This window comes from Kitasatospora gansuensis, assembly GCF_014203705.1.
Taxonomy (GTDB): domain Bacteria; phylum Actinomycetota; class Actinomycetes; order Streptomycetales; family Streptomycetaceae; genus Kitasatospora; species Kitasatospora gansuensis.
This window is the reverse complement of record NZ_JACHJR010000001.1, coordinates 6,263,499-6,278,830: the sequence shown is the minus strand read 5'-3', so window position 1 is coordinate 6,278,830 and position 15,332 is coordinate 6,263,499. Positions and strand designations below refer to the sequence as shown.

At 72.9% G+C, this 15,332-nt stretch carries 8 protein-coding genes; 1 reads left to right on the top strand and 7 read right to left on the bottom strand.

Features of this window, described 5'->3' with window-relative positions; all coding sequences use genetic code 11:
• The first annotated feature begins 23 nt into the window (after nt 1-23).
• A complete protein-coding gene (locus F4556_RS28295) occupies nt 24-650 on the top strand; it encodes a MerR family transcriptional regulator (RefSeq protein WP_184920971.1) in 627 nt (208 codons plus the stop codon).
• Between the two features lie 7 nt (nt 651-657).
• Here the strand turns inward: F4556_RS28295 and F4556_RS28290 are convergent, their stop codons facing one another.
• The 7 genes from F4556_RS28290 to F4556_RS28260 are packed head-to-tail and all read right to left on the bottom strand — an operon-like array spanning nt 658 to nt 15,277.
• Nucleotides 658-1,983 carry an NAD(P)/FAD-dependent oxidoreductase gene (locus F4556_RS28290; RefSeq protein WP_184920969.1) on the bottom strand — a complete coding sequence of 442 codons (1,326 nt, stop codon included), beginning with the start codon at nt 1,981-1,983 and terminating at the stop codon, nt 658-660.
• A 55-nt stretch (nt 1,984-2,038) separates the two neighbouring features.
• Nucleotides 2,039-2,752, bottom strand: a complete 714-nt coding sequence (locus F4556_RS28285) for a 4'-phosphopantetheinyl transferase family protein (protein ID WP_313068736.1) — start codon at nt 2,750-2,752, stop codon at nt 2,039-2,041.
• Complete coding sequence (locus tag F4556_RS28280; protein ID WP_184920967.1) at nt 2,749-3,000, bottom strand: hypothetical protein; 252 nt, start codon at nt 2,998-3,000, stop codon at nt 2,749-2,751. The genes F4556_RS28285 and F4556_RS28280 overlap by 4 nt, the downstream gene beginning before the upstream one ends.
• Nucleotides 2,987-4,774: an acyl-CoA dehydrogenase family protein gene (locus F4556_RS28275; RefSeq protein WP_313068735.1), complete on the bottom strand. Its 1,788-nt coding sequence runs from the start codon at nt 4,772-4,774 to the stop codon at nt 2,987-2,989. The genes F4556_RS28280 and F4556_RS28275 overlap by 14 nt, the downstream gene beginning before the upstream one ends.
• Nucleotides 4,775-4,803: 29 nt before the next feature.
• Nucleotides 4,804-6,444: an acyl-CoA dehydrogenase family protein gene (locus tag F4556_RS28270; RefSeq protein ID WP_184920966.1), complete on the bottom strand. Its 1,641-nt coding sequence runs from the start codon at nt 6,442-6,444 to the stop codon at nt 4,804-4,806.
• A complete protein-coding gene (locus tag F4556_RS28265) occupies nt 6,441-8,051 on the bottom strand; it encodes a PfaD family polyunsaturated fatty acid/polyketide biosynthesis protein (RefSeq protein WP_184920964.1) in 1,611 nt (536 codons plus the stop codon). Before F4556_RS28265 ends, F4556_RS28270 begins: the two co-directional genes overlap by 4 nt.
• A gap of 35 nt (nt 8,052-8,086) precedes the next feature.
• Entirely contained in the window at nt 8,087-15,277 is a 7,191-nt protein-coding gene (locus F4556_RS28260) for a beta-ketoacyl synthase N-terminal-like domain-containing protein (RefSeq protein ID WP_184920962.1), read from the bottom strand.
• Nucleotides 15,278-15,332: the final 55 nt, after the last annotated feature.

Sequence of the window (15,332 nt, the reverse complement as noted above, 5' to 3'; positions counted from 1 at the left end):
TTTCCAGTGGAGAGCGGAGAAGGATGCGGATCTCGGAGTTGAGCCGGCGCAGTGGCGTCCCCGTGGCGACGATCAAGTACTACCTACGGGAGGAGTTGGTGCCCGCCGGTGTGGCCACCTCGGCCACCCAGGCCGAGTACGACGACCACCACCTGCGCCGGCTACGGCTGGCCAGGGCCCTGATCGCCGTACGCGGACTGTCGGTGTCCACCACCCGTGAGGTGCTCCGGGCGCTGGACGAACACTCCACCGATCTCCACCTGCTGTTCGGCCTGGCCCTGGGGGCCGTCTCCACGGAGGAGCCGGACTCCCCATCGGACCAGCCGCAAGAGCCCACCCCCGCGGACGAGTTGATCTCCGCTCTTGGTTGGGAGATCAGCGAGAAGGCTCCTACCCGCGCCACCATCACCGACACCCTCGGCACCCTCCGGGAGCTGGGCCTGCCGGCCGACTGGCAGACCCTGGTCCCGTACGCCCGGCTGGCGGAACAGACCGCCGACCTCGACCTGGCCCAACTGGAGGACGCGGACGACCCGTTGGAGCGGGTCGAACGCGCCGTCCTGCTCACCATCCTGATGGAGCCGGTGCTGCTGGCGCTGCGCCGGATGGCCCAGGAGAACGAGTCCGCCAAGCGGCACCCCCGGCCCTGACGGCGGCTCAGCGCTGGTCGTCCAGCTCCCGGAGGAGCTGGGCGGCCGCCTCGGCGCCCGAGGAGAAGGCGGCCTCGTGCGAGCCGATCTGGTCGTGGTAGAGCTGCTTCGAGTGGAAGTACGAGCCCGCCAGCTTGACCCGGGTGCCCTCGTTCACCTGGTAGATGGTCTGCTGCAGGCGGCGCAGGTCGATGTCGATCACCGGGTGCGAGTAGCTCAGCTCCCGGATCACCGACTCCTCGCGCAGCGCCCGCGGGTAGTCCAGGGTGACGAAGTAGTCCTGCTCGGCCTCGAAGCCGTGCAGCCGGTTCATGTAGTACGCCACGTACGGGCGGACGGCGCCGCCCACCGTCACCTTGCCGTAGTTCCAGTTGTCCCAGCGCTCCCGGTCGCCCGGCATCGCAGTCGGGTCGGTGTGCAGGATCGCGGTCGAGGAGTTGTAGCGGATCTTCTCCAGCGTGCGCCGCTGCACGTCGTCGGGGTTGGTGAGCAACTCCCTGGCCTGGTCGCCGTGGGTGGCCACGATCGCGTAGTCGAAGCGCTCGGCGCCGTTCACGGTGGCCACGGTGACGCCGTCCGGCTCCTGGCGCACGCCGGTGACCGGCTCGGCCAGCCGGAGCTTGGGGTCGATCGCCGCGATCGCCTTGCGGACGTAGTTGATCGAACCGCCGCTGACGGTCCGCCACTCCACCCCGCGCCCGCCCAGGCCGCCCTCGTCGTGCGCCATGAAGAAGGCGATCACGGTGGTGGCGGGCATCTCCCAGATCAGCTCGGCGGGCACCGACCAGACGGCGGTGCAGAGCAGGATCACGTAGCCGTACCGGAACTCCTGGCTGTAGCCGCCCCGGTCCAGGTACTCGCCCAGCGGCAGGTCGGTGCGCTTGCGGAAGAAGTCCTTGCGGCCCTCCGCGTGGAACCGGCGGGCCTCGCGCCAGATGGTCCGGAACTCCTCCGAGTAGCGGCTGTTCACCTCCTCCTCCGGCAGCGCCATCTCGGCGGTGCCGTACTGCAGGCCGCTGTCCAGGTCGAAGAAGTTGAAGCCGCCGAGGTGCTGCTTGGTCTCCACCCCGAGCTCGGTGAAGAACTTGGTCAGGTTCGGGTAGCTGGGCTGGTTGAAGACCACGAAGGCGGTGTCGATGCCGAGGGTGCGGCCGTTCTCCTCCACCTCGATGGTGTTGGCGTGGCCGCCCGGCCGGTCGTCCTGCTCGAACAGGGTGATCTCGGCGTGCTCCCGCAGCCGGTAGGCGGCGGAGAGGCCGGCCACACCCGCGCCGACCACGGCGACCCGGGGCTTGCGGCCGAGCGGACGGGCGGGGGGAGTGCTGCTGGACATGGAGGCTTCCTCACTGTGAGCGGGGGTGTCGGAGAGCGGGGTGTCGGAGAAGGGGTCAGCTGACCCAGGTGCGGTGCAGGCGCCCGGCGGCACCGTTCTCGACCACGGCGGCGAGCACGAACCCCGGTGCGGGGTTGACCAGTTCGAAGCGCCAGCGGGACGCGTCGCCGGGCGGCAGGGTCGGATCGGTCAGCCGGATCGGCGCCCGCCAAGGGGCGGAGAACGCGAAGCCGTCCAGCTCCCGGCGCAGGCCGGTGCCGATGGCCTTCAGGTAGGCCTCCTTGAGCACCCAGTAGGCGGCCACTCCGGTCGCCAACCCGGCGCTCAGCAGGTCGAGTTCGCCACGCTCGGCCGGGGCGAACCAGCGCGGCAGGTGGGTCACCGCGTCCGGCCGGGCCGGGGTGCGCTCGACGTCCACCCCGCAGGACCCGCCCTCGGTGACCAGGCAGGCCACCAGGCCGTCGGTGTGCGAGAGGTTGAACCGCAGCGCATGGCCGTCCGGTTCGGGCTCGGGTCGGCCGGCCGCGCTGGTCCGGAACCGCCACTCCCCCATCGGCCGGCCGTCCCGGTCGCTCAGCGCGTGCCGGGAGAGCAGCCGGGCCCCGAGGAACCGGCGGCGGGCCGCCTCGGTGCGCTGCCGGGCCATCCGCAGCCGCTCCTCCCGGGTCAGCAGCGCGTCGCCGCCGTGCCGCTCGGCGAACCGGTCCACGGCCGCCTCGGCCAGCAGGTACAGATGGCCGTCGATCCCCACGGGTGCCTGGCCGTTCACGGGCGCACCCGGTAGGGGGTGGCCGGACGCTGCTCCGGCGGCTGCGCCAGTGCGCCCAGGCCGAGCAGGTGCTTGAGCCACTCGTCCATCGACTGCCGGAAGCCGCTCCGGCAGGCCGGGCAGACCTTCAGCGTGTGGTCCAACTGCTCTCTGTCGAACCGGTGTTGGCAGCCGTTGCAGATCGCGGTACGGGCCTCGGTACGGGCGTGGGTGCGGTGGGCCTGGTCGGGGGTCTCAGCTCTGGGCATGGCGTACTCCGGTCCGGGTCGCGAGCGGGAACTGCCAGTACGAGAACAGCCGGTTCTCCCGGTGCAGGTGTCGCAGCACCCGCATCACCTCGTCCACCACCGCCGAGTCGGTGACCGACTCGTGCGGGCTGAACAGCCGGTGCAGCCGCTCCAGTTGGAGCAGCAGCAGGGCGCCGCTGGGCAGCGGATCGTCCAGTGCGGCGTGCGAGTGCACGAAGGTGTGCAGGCAGGCGGCGGTGGCGTGCAGCGCGCTGTACTGCTTGGCCAGGTCGAAGAGTTCGGCCGACTGGCCGTACTCCCGGCCGAGCCCGGCCCGCAGTTCACCGGCCCGCCGGTGGATCGCCTCGGCCCGGCCGAGCAGCCCGGCCGCCACCTCGACCGCCCTGAGCAGCCAGACCTGCTCCTCGCCCTTGGCCTCGGCGGCCAGTTCGCGCAGCCGGTCCAGCGATCCCGGCGCGGCCAGCACCGCGTCGTCCTTGCCCCGGCTGAACAGCTCCTGGTCCCACGGGCGGTAGAGCGGCAGCTCCCGGTCGATGCCGTACAGCTGCGGGACCCGCTGGTCGGCGGCGGCCCGGGCGACGGTGTCCTGCGCGGCGGTGCCGAGCAGGCCGTCCAGCTGGAGGGCGATGTTCTTCAGGTTCACCACGGTGTTGCCGTCGGCGAAGATCGCCACCAGCAGGTCGCGCAGCATCTTCTGGTAGATGCCGTAGTGCGGGTGGGCCCGCAGGTAGAGCCGGGCCCCCAGCACGATGTTCAGCTGGGCCATCGAGCGCTCCAGCAGGGTCGGCACGAAGTACTTGGCCACCGAGGACCACACGCTGGTCTGCTCGGGCACCACCTGGAGGCTGCGCACCGCGCCCAGACTGACCGCGTCGGCGATCATCAGGTCGGCGAACACCTCGGTCAACTGCCGCCGGGAGTACGGGATGTCACTGACCTTCTTGCCGAAGATCTCGCGCTGTTCGGTGAAGTCCAGGGTCACCCGCAGCGCGGTGTCGACCGCGGCGAGGGCCATCGAGCCGATCGTGGTGCGGGCCACCTGGGCGCTCTTCAGCGCGATCTCCAGGCCCTGCCCCTGGTGGCCGAGCCTGGCCTCGTCCGGGACGAAGACGCCGTCCAGCCGGATGCCGCTCATGTCGAGCGCGCGCAGGCCGTGCAGCCGCTCGTTGGGCAGTTCCTCGACGGCGCCGGCCGGGGTGTTGCGCTTCTCCACCAGGAAGATGGAGTAGCCGGCCGGGCCGCCCTTGGGGTCGGTCCGGGCGAAGACGCTCACGCCGTCGGCCACCGTGGCGTTGCCGATCAGCCACTTCTCGCCGGTCAGCAGGTAGCCGCCGTCCACCTTCTCGGCGCGCATCTCGTTGCCGAGCACGTCGCTGCCGTGGTGACGCTCCGACAGGCCCCAGGCCAGCTTGTTGCCCTGCTTCATCAGGTCCACCACGTACTGCTTCTGCTCGTCCGTCCCGGCGATCCAGGCGGGCATGAAGCTGAGGCTGGTGAGCATCAGTGCGGTGGCCGAGGTCGGGTCGCGGCGGGCGATCAGGCGGAGCAGGTTGAAGCCGACCTCGACGTCACCCGCCTTGCCGCCCTGGGCCTTCGGGATCACGTACTCGTGCACGCCCCAGCGCTGGAGCAGGTTGACGAAGGCGTAGGGGAACTCCTCCCGTTCGTCGTGGTCGAGGATCTGGTCGAACGGCATCGGGCTGGTGGGGTCGTGCGGGTCGCCGAGATGCGCTTCGAGCCGCGCGGCGAGCTCGGTCAGGTCTGCCTTCGGCACGGGGGTTCTCTCTCCTGTGGGCTTGGTGGTCAGGCCAGCTGGACCGGGACGGCGGAGAACAGGCGGTTGGCCGCGTGCAGTTCGCGGGTGACCGCCAGCGCGGGCAGCAGCGGCCCGGCCGACCGGCGCGGCGAGGTGCCGTCGGCCCGGGCCAGCAGGTAGCCGAGCACCGCGTCCAACCAGTCGGTGCGGCCGAGCAGTTCGTCGTCCCGGTTGGCCGCGTGCAGGTGCAGGCAGGCGGTGGCGGCGTGCAGCCAGGCGAACCGTTCGGCCAGGTCGACCAGGCCGTTGTCCTTCGGGTCGGCCCAGGCCAGCTCGGCCGGCAGCCCGGCCAGCGCCGTCCGGAGCCGGGTGGCCTGGCCGGAGCCCTCGGCCTCCGGCAGCGGGCCGCCGGTGACCAGGTCGCGGCCCCGGGCGTTCAGGTCCAGCCGGGCCGGTTCGTACGGCGGCAGTTCGGCGGCCAGGTCGAAGACCGCCCGTACCGCCGTCGGGTCCGGCTCGGCCGACTGCCCCAGCAGCGCCGGGAGTTGACCGGCGAACGAGCGCAGGTTGGCCACCGTGCTGGTGTCCACCACCCGGACCAGCGCGGCGTCCCGCTGGAGCTTCTGGAACAGGCCGCCGCCCGGGCCCTCGGTCCGCAGCACCGAGCGGGTGGCCAGCACCGTGCCGCAGCGCAGCATCAGGTCCTCCACCGCCTCCGCCACCACGTGCTTGGCGGCGCAGCCCCAGACGCTGAACGACTCCGGGGCGACGTGGATGCCCCGGGCGGCTGCCAGGGCGACCGCGTCGGCCGCCAGCAGGGCCGCCGAGGCGATCGCCAACTCCCGCTGCGGGTAGGGCGAGTCGAGCAGTTCGGTGCGCCCGATCCGCCGCCCGGCGGCGAAGTCGAGGGTCAGCCGGAGTGCGGTGTCGGCGCAGCCGAGGCTGCCCGCGGTGCTCATCAGGCGGACCACCTGCTGGGCCTTGACCGCCGTCTCCAGCGCTTCGCCGTCCCGGCCGACCAGGGCGTCGGCCGGGACGGGGTGCCGGTCGAACGTCAGGTGCGCGAAGTCGATCCCGCGCATCCCGCCGGTCGGCACCCGGGCACCCCGCCCGACCCGGTCGTCCAGGTCGAGCAGGATCGCGGAGAAGGCGGCGGGGCCGCGCTCCCCCGTCCGGGCCACCAGGTAGGCGGCCTCGCTCCGGTGGCCGAGACCGACCATCCACTTGGTGCCGCTGAGCTCCCGGCCGTCGCCGGCCGGGGTGAGCCGGGCGGTGTTGGCCAGCAGGTCGCTGCCGTGCTCGGCCTCCGACATCGCGAAGGCCACCGAGCCGCCCCGGCGCAGGATCGCGGCCACCCGCTCCTGCTGCGCGGTCGAGCCGTGCAGCAGGACGCAGGTCGCGGCGGTGATGCTGAACATCGTGCCGGGCATCACGTTCAGGTCCCGGCGGGCGGCGGTCCGCACCAGGGTGAGGCTGTGGTCGAAGGACCGGAAGCTGCCGCCGAGTTCGGCCGGCAGGTAGTTGAGGTGGAAGTCCCGCTTGCGCAGGACGGCGCACAACTCCTCGGGGAACTCGTCGCGTTCGTCCCGGCCGACGGCCGCCGCGTACCCGAACGGGTTGGCGGCGTCGGCCGGGTCGCCCAGCTCGCGGTCGAGCTCTTCTGCGGCGGTGGCAGCCGTGGCGGTCACAGCGGCACCGGCCGGTAGTCGGCCGCCGCGGCGGGGATCCGTACGCCCGAGGTGCGCAGCTGGGCCACCCGGGTGTGGAAGGCGGCGCCGCGCATCAGGTGCTGGGCGACGTCGGCCACCCGGCGGTTGCCGGGGGTCTTCAGGTAACTGGCCGTCACCCAGTCGTTGAAGCTGCCCATCGCCGGGCCGCACCAGATCTGGTAGTCCAGGGTGCGGTCCGGGTCGCCGACGGTGGACCAGCGCGAGGACATCCCGAGGTACCAGCGGAAGACCAGCGCCATCCGCCGTTTGGGGTTGCCCTCGGCCCGGGTCAGCTGCTCGGGGTCGCGGCGGGAGAAGTAGCCGACGCAGTCCTGCCAGACCTCGTCCAGCGGACGGCGGAAGATCTGCGTCTCCAGCCGGACCCGCTCCTCGGTCGGCAGCGCCTCCAGGCCGTCGTACGCCTGGTAGAGCTCGTACAGCCGTTTGGCCCGCATCGGGAACAGCGTGCCCTTCTTGAGCACCTGGAGCTCGACGCCCATCTCGAACATGTCGGCGGCCGGGGCCATTTCGCAGTCGGCGATGCCCGCCTCGGCGAGCAGGGCCTTGGCCGCCTTCGAGGCGCCCGACTCGACACAGGACTGGTTGACCGAGCCGGTCACCACATAGGCCGCGCCCATCGCGAAGGCCGCCGCCACCGCGACCGGGGTGCCGAGCCCGCCCGCCGCGCCGACCCGGATCTGGGCCGGGTAGCGGTGCTCGCGCTGCACGGTGTCGCGCAGCCGCAGGATGCTGGGCAGCAGCGCGGGCAACGGCCGGCGGTCGGTGTGACCGCCCGAGTCGGCCTCCACGGTGATGTCGTCGGCCATCGGCACGTACTTGGCCAGCTCGGCCTGCTCGGGGGTGATCAGACGCTGGGTCAGCAGCGCGCTGACCATCGCCGCGGGGGCCGGGCGCATGAACCGCTCGGCGGTCTCGGTCCGGGAGATCTTGGCGATCAGCCGGTGCTCGGCGAGCACCCGCCCGTCCGGTCCGGTCCGCAGCCCGGCCAGCCGCCAGCGGACCACGTGCGGGGTGAGCGCCATGAAGGCGGACGCCTCCACGCAGCGCACCCCGTAGCGGAGGAACAGCTCGACCGCCTCGCGCTCCAGCCGCTCCTCGCTCGGGCTGTGGATCAGGTTGACGGCGTACGGCAGGCCGGGGATCTCGGTGGCGAACCGGGTGAGCGCGGCCTCGATCGTCTCGGGCAGCAGCCCGGCCGCGCCGAAGGAGGCCAGGAAGCCCTCCCTGGCGAGCGCGATCACCAGGTCGGCGGAGGCGATGCCGCCCGCCATCGCGCCGGCCAGGTAGGGGTGTTGGACCCCGTGCGCGGACCGGAACTCGGGCGAGCCGAGCCGGTGCGCGGGCAGGGCGGCGACGGCGGCCAGCAGCGGCAGTCCGGCCGCCCCGCCACGGCGGGTACCGCTCGCGGCGGCCCGGCCCTCGGCGACGGCGCCGATGCCCTCGGGGGTGCGGACGATGAAGCAGGGGCGGTCGAGTTCGGCGAGCGCCTGGTAGATGCCCGGCGCGTCGGTGGCGGGGTAGCTCTCCCCGTACCAGCGCAGTGGGGTGGATTCCAAGGTGTCCATGGGTGGGGTGTCTCTCCTAGCGCGTGGGAGGGCGGTCAGGCTTCGGTACGGACCTCGATGGCCACGTCGGTCAGTTCGTAGATGCGCAGCCCCGGCTTCCACAGGTCCGCGTCGGCGATCACCACCACCCGTCCGGGCTCGCGGCGGATCTCCTTCACGTGCACGTCGAAGCTCAACTCCCGGTCATGGCGCAGGATCTGACCCCGGTACTTCCAGGAGGTCTCGACCTCGGTGGCCAGCCCGAACCTCGGCCGCTCGACACCCTCGGCCAGACCCTGCTCCAGCACGAACAGCCGCAGCGCCTGGAGCACCGCCTCCACTCCGAGCGAGCCGGGCATCACCGGATCGCGGTGGAAGTGGCAGTCGAAGTACCACTCGTCGGGCCGCACTTCGCGGTAGCCGTGCAGGTAGCCCGCGCCGTGCCGGCCGCCGTCGGCGACCAGGTCCACCCGGTCCACCAGCGCGTAGTGCTCGCCCGGCAGGTGCAGCCGGCCGCCGCTGGGGTCGGTGAACGCCGGTGCGTCGGCCGGGAGTTCGATCCGTCGGACCCGCTCGGCGGCGGGTCGCTCCTGCTCGATCCAGGGGGCGACGAACTTCCCGGCGTCCAGCCCGGCCTGGTTGGCCAGCGCGGCGTCGCTGAAGTAGCCGAACAGCGACTCGCCGGTGTAGAACACCTCGCCGTCGGCGGAGAGTTCGTAGCTGAAGTTCTGCAGCACTGCGCCGGACATCGCACTGGTCATCAGCAGCTTGGAGTGGTGCCGGATGGTCTTGCCCCGCAGGTCGAGGTCCTTGACCAGGGTGGCCCGGCCGTCCAGGTTGCGGATCGCGTACTGCTCCTCGGGCCGCTTGAGGGTGGCGCCGAGGTAGTAGCCGAGCAGGATGGCGGCCTGCAACGAGCTCTCCATGTACACCGCGTTGGGCATGTGCGGGTGCGAGTTCTGGGTGTAGTACCAGGCGTCGGCCGGGGAGTCGTACTCGGTGATCATCTCGGACCCCGGGTTCAGGTCGCCCCGGGTGCCCTTGAGCGACATGATCCGGTCGACGAACTGGAAGTCCCCGTTGGGGATGTAGGGTGCCCGGCTGTTCGCGTAGACGTCGAACTCGGGGCCCATCGCCGTGCCCAGGTCGCCCTTGGCGGCGTGCGCCAGGTGCAGTTCGTTGATCATCGCGGGCTCGCCGGAGCGGTTCCGGCGGCCCAGGAAGACCGGCACGCCGCCCTCGCCCGGACGGTACGGGGTGCCTTCCTTCTCCCGGATCTGGATGCCGAAGTTGTGCATCCGGATCACCGGCTTGTCACTCAGGTAGACCAGGACGTCGGCGATCACCGAAGGGCGCGGGAGCAGGGTCAGCTCCATCACCTCGATCTCGTACCGGATCTCGCTGTGCTGCGGCGTGATCTGGCCGCGCACCTGCACCTCGGTCTGCAGGCCGATGATGGTCTGGAAGCGCGCGTCCGGCAGCACCAGGTGCATGCCCTGGTGCAGCAGGTAGGACTGCAGGGCCTGCACCGCGCCCTCGGCCACCATCGAGCCGGCCAGCACCGGATCGTCGGGGAAGTGGCACTCGAAGTACCAGGCGTTCGGCTCCAGTTGCTTGCGGGCACTGAGCAGACCGAGGCCGCGCGGGCCACCGGTGCGGTCGATGGTCAGCTCGTCGATCATCCGCAGCTTGGCCACCGGCAGGCGCAGCGCCGGGTTCAGCCCGGCGTCCTGGGCGTGGTGCGGGCCGAACACCTCGCCGGGGCGGCCCTGGGCGAGCAGCTCCAGGTGCTCGGCGGTCAGGTGGTTCCGGTCGGTGTCGGCGAGCGGCTTGAACCAGCCCTTGGTGAGCGCCGCCCTGGCGGCCTTCTGCTTCTCGGTGGTCACCACCCCGAGCGGGGTGTCCAGCTCGGCCTGGCTGAAGAAGCCGGCCGAGGCGTCCTTGAGTTCGAGGATCAACTCCCCGTCGGCGTAGCAGAGATAGGAGAAGAAGAAGAGCGTGGTCTCGCCCTGGGTGACGAAGCGGTTGATCGAGATGTCGTAGCGCAGCGTCTGGCCGGCCTTCGGCAGGTCGCCGTGGAAGACCAGGGTGGAGTCCAGCAGGCGGTAGACCCGCTGTCCCTTGTTCCGGAAGTCGATGCCCAGGTAGCTGATCAGCAGCAGGTCGCACTGCCCGGCCTCGATCGCCACAGCCGGCGGCACGCCACCGTCGACGGTGTACCAGGCGTCCTCGGGCACGTCGTACTCGGTGCGGATGAACGACGGCTGGTAGACACCGGTCTCCGCCTTCAGGTCGGTGACCCGGGTGACGAAGTGGTACGGCGGGGCGGGCAGCCGGACCCGCTTGGCGTAGCCGTCGATCTCGGCGAACTGGGCGCCGAAGACGTTGGCCAGGCTGCCGGTGGCGAACTCCAGCAGATCGACCTGGTCCCAGATCACGCCGTCCGGCCGGGACTCCCAGATGTCGTGGGTGGCGGCCGGCGGTGCGGGCAGGGCGGTCTGGACGGAGAAGCTGATCGGCTCGGGCGCCGGGAGGACTGGCAGCCCGGCGTCGACGGGCGCCTCGGTGAGCATCGCCTCCGCCCGGGCGAGGGTGGACTCCTGCAGGACGCGCTGGGTCTCCATCACCACCGAGTGCGTGGCGAGCAGTTGCTCGCGCAGTTCACGCACCAGCTCGGTGGCGGCGGACCCGCCGACCGGGGCCGGACGCTCCGCGGCGGCCACCGCCGGACGGGGGTCGGCGACCGGCTCGGGCTCGGCCCAGGGCAGGAAGGAGATCGGCTCGCCGTCGAAGGCGATGACCTCGGGATCGGCGACTGACGGGTCGACAGGCATCGGGGCGTGGCCCTCCAGCGGGACGGGACCGACTGGTCCGGACGGAGAAGACGAGGACACCGGGGCGGCAGCGGCGGGCACCGGGGGCACCGGGGCGGCAGCGGGAGTCGGTGCGGCGGGTACCGGAGGGGACCCGACGGCACCGGCCATCGCGGGCACCCGGACCCGGCTGAGCACCGGAGCGGCGGCCGCGGCGACGGCGGCCGGGATGGCCGGGCCACCGCCGACCGGGAAGCGCAGCCGCTTGCGGGCCGGCGCGGGCAGCACACCCAGCAGGGCGGACAGGTCCAGCGGCACGCCGTGCGCCAGCAGCCGGGCGGCCAGCTGGGCCACCGACTTCGCGGCCGGCACCCCGCGCCGGTCGACCGAGACCGCCACATGGGCGTCCTGGCCGAGCGACTCGCGCACCCAGCGGGTGCAGGTGGAGCTCGGGCCGACCTCGATGAAGTACCGGAAGCCCTGCTCGTACGCGGTGCGGGTGAGCCGGGGGAAGTCGATGGTGCTGCGCAGCGTGTGCGCGATCCGCTCCGCCACGGTCTCCCGGGACAGCCCGGCCACCGTGTCGTAGTCGTACGCGCTGAACAGCTGCAGGTCGCCCGGCGAGCCGACCGGGTGGTCGTTCAGCTCGGCCAGGCCGGCCAGTTCGCCGTCCACCACCGGGCAGTGCATCACCGAGTTGACCGGGGAGCGGGCCGAGGGGCAGCCCAACTCGGCGATCAGGGCCCGGCACTGGTCCGGTGCCCCGGCGATCACCACCTCGGTCGGGGTGTTCACATGGGTCAGGAAGAGCCGGTCGTACCGGGCCAGTGCCTCCCGCACCCGGTCCGCGTCGGTGAGCAGCACGAAGCTGGCCCAGACCGCCGGGTCCGGGGTGTCGTCCGGCAGTTGCCAGAGCTCGCGGACGGTCCGGCGGGCGCCGGTGAGCCGGTCCTTGAACAGCGGGGTGGCGCTGATCCGGTCGTCCCGGCGGGCCTCGCGCTGCCAGCCGCCGGTGGCGAACAGCATGCTGCTCTCCCCCAGGCTGTAGCCGAAGGCGCCGTGCGCCCGGACCCCGAGCAGCTCGCGCACCAGGTCGGTGTAGAGGATCGCGAAGCTGGTGCCGGTGGCCAGCATGAACGGCAGGTCGCCGCCGAGCTTCTCCTCCAGCGCCATCAACTCCCGCTTGCCGAACGCCTGCTGACCGCGCGGGTGGAGCATGGCCGAGCGGAACGCCCGGTCCGGCTGCTCCGCCTCGGCCTCGAAGCGGGTGAGCAGTCCAGGGAAGGCCCGGAACAGGTCCCGGCCCAGACCGGGGTAGGAGTTGAAGGCGCCCGGGTAGACCAGCGCGACCTTGCCGTCCGGGCCGATCGGCCGGGCGGTGGCGAAGCTGCCGGCCGGGGTGGCCCACTCCTCGCCGCGCTCCAGCACACCCGGCAGGTCGCGGACGGCGGCCTCCAGCTGCCCGCGCAGTCCGGCCGCGTCGGTGGCCACCAGGACCACCCGGGCGGTCTGCCGCTCCGTCAGCCGCTCGGCGGCGGCCACCGCGAGCGCGTACGGGTCGGCGCCGTCCGCCAACAGTCCGAGCTGCCGGTCGAGTTCGGTGAGCAGCCCCGGGTGGTCCTCGGCACCGAGCGCGAGCAGCACCGGGCCGGCGGCCCGTCGCCAGTCCCGCTCGACGACGGAGCCCCGGGTCTGCCCGGCGGAGAGCACCAGGTGACCGTGCGCGCCACCGGCGCCGAGGAAGCTGACCCCGGCGTACCGCCGGGTCGCGCGGTCGGTCCGCAGCCAGGGGCGGGAGGTTTCCGGCACGTAGAAGCCGCCGGCCGCGAACCGCTCGGTGTGCTCCTCGGCCGGCCGCTGCCAGCCGGGGACCCCGGGCAGGTAGCCGTGGTGCAGGGCGAGCACCGCGCGCAGCAGGCCCGCCATGGTGGCGGCGCCCTGGGTGTCGCCGAGCTGGGCCTTGGCGCTGCCGAGCGCGAGCTCGGTCCGCCCGGCCGGGTAGACGGCGGCCAGCGCGGTCAGTTCGGCCGCGTCCAGGACGGGCGTGCCGCCCGCGTGCGCCTCCAGGTAGCCGACCTGGTCGGCGCCGATGCCGGCCAGCTCCAGCGCCTGCCGGGCCGCGTCGGCCAGCAGCTCCGCGTCCGCCTCCGGCAGCACGCCGTCGACCGGCACGGCGTGCCGGACCACCGAGGCGTCCAGCCGGGCGTAGACCGGTCGGTCGCCACCGGGACGGGTGACCACCACCGCGCCCGCGCCCTCGCCGATCCGCCAGCCCTGGCTGCCCGCGCCGAAGCTCAGCCCGGCGCCCGCCACCGGCGGGGTGGGGCGGAGCAGCAGCCCATCCGGCGAACCGGCCAGGTCCACCGCGCCGACCAGCACGGCCTCGATCTCCGGGTCGAGCAGCAGCAGCCGGGCGATGTCGAGCGCCTCTGCGGTGCCCGCGCCGTCGGAGGAGATGGTGAAGGACGGGCCGGTCAGGTTCCACAGCGAGGAGATCCGGCTGGCCATGATGTTGCCGATGTAGCTCAGCACCTCGTTGGCCACGATCGGCTGGTGCACGCCGTCCCGGGCGGCCTGGGCGAGCTCCTCGACCTGACTGTCCGTCAGTTCGAGGCCGGCCACCCGGTACGCCTCGCGCAGCCGGCCGGCCAGGCCGTACCTGGCCAGGTGCAGGTGGGCGCTGGGCTCGATCTCCATCGCGACCAGCACCGCGACCCGCCGGGGGTCGGGACCGGACTGCCCGGCCGGGGCGGTGCGGTCGAACCCGGCGTCGGTCAGCGCCTCGTCGGCGACCTTGGCCATCAGGGCGTGCTGGAGGTTGTAGTTGCGCAGGTCGGCGGGCGGGATCCGGTAGTCGGCCGGGTCGATCGCGACCTGGTCGACGAAGCCGCCCTCGGGCAGCGTCCCGGCGTCCAGACCGGCCTGTTCCAGCGCGCCGCCGGTGGTGGACTCCAGTCCGCGCCAGCGGAGTTCGGGCAGCGGGCGGAAGGCGTCGCCGCCGTCGTGCAGGGCCCGCTCGAAGGCGTCCACCGACTCCAGCGAGCCGAAGTGCGCGCCCAGGCCGACGATGTCCAGTGCCGGTGCGGTGAGCGCGAGTTCGGCCTGCGCGGGCTCGGCCGCGCCGGACAGCACCACGTGGGCGTTGGTGCCGCCGAAGCCGAAGGCGGAGACCGCGGCGCGGCGCGGGCCCTCGTGCGCGGGCCAGCCGGTCCGCGCGCGCACCAGCGCACCGCCGATCGCCTCGTTGACCGGCGCGGACACGCCGATGGTGGGCGGGAGTTCGCCGTGCTGCATGGCCAGCACGACCTTCAGCAGACTGCTCAGCCCGGCCACCGTCAGCAGGTGGCCGATGTTGCCCTTGACCGAGCCGAGCAGCGGCACCGAGCCCTGCTCGCCGAACCAGCGGACCACCGAGTCGGCCTCGGTGCTGTCCCCGATCGGGGTGCCGGTGGCGTGGCACTCCAGGTAGTCGATGTCGCCCGGGGCCACCCCGGCCTCGGCGTAGGCGAGCTGGTAACTGCGGTGCTGTCCGGCGGCGTTGGGGACCAGCAGATGACGGCCCGCGCCGTCGTTGGAGAGGCCGATGCCGTCGATCACGGCGTGGATCCGGTCGCCGTCGCGCTGGGCGTCGGCGAGCCGCTTGACGGCCACCATGCCGGCGCCCTGGCCGGTCAGGATGCCGGCCGAGGCGGCGTCGAAGGGCTGGCTGAAGCCGTTCTCGGGGTAGGCGTGCAGGTCGGAGAAGGAGAGGTGGATCAGGGTCGGGTCGGGTGCGCAGACCCCGCCCGCCAGCACCAGGTCGGCCTGGCCGGCGGCGAGTTGGTCACAGGCCAGCTTGAGGGCGTAGAGCGCGGAGGAGCAGGCGGCGTCCAGGGCGAACCGCGGACCGCCGAGGCCGAGCGCGGCTCCGGCCACCCGGGCCGGGGCGCCGCTGACCCGGGCGTCCTCCGGTTCGGCAGCCGGGGCGACCGGGGCCGCCAGGCCGTCCAGACCCGCGAGCCGCAGGCCCGCCAGGACCGCCTGGTCCACCAGTGGCAGGCTGAGCCGGGCCGAACTCGGGGTCGGGAAGGAGTAGTTGCCGAGGATCAGGCCGGTCCGGGCCAGTACCTCGGCGCGGTCGGCGTAGCCGCTGTCGCGCAGGGCCTCCCGGGCCACGTGCAGCGACCAGTGGAAGACCCGGTCCAGCCGGGCCAGCCGGTCGGCGTCCAGCAGGTAACCGCTGGGGTCGAACTCGAAGCCGGTGACGAAACCGCCCTTGCTGCAGTAGATCCGGTGTGCCGGGTCCTCGTCGCGCGGGTCGGCGGCCGGGCCGAAGACCTCGGGCCCGCCCTCCCGACGGCTGTCGACGCCGCCGCTCAGGTTCTGCCAGAACTCCTCGGGCGTCCCGGCCCCGGGGAAGAGGCAGGACAGGCCGACGATGGCGTACTTGCTCACGTTGTGGTCCTTCCGGAGCTTGTCGGCCGGGCCCGGCCGGCCACCACAGGGGAGG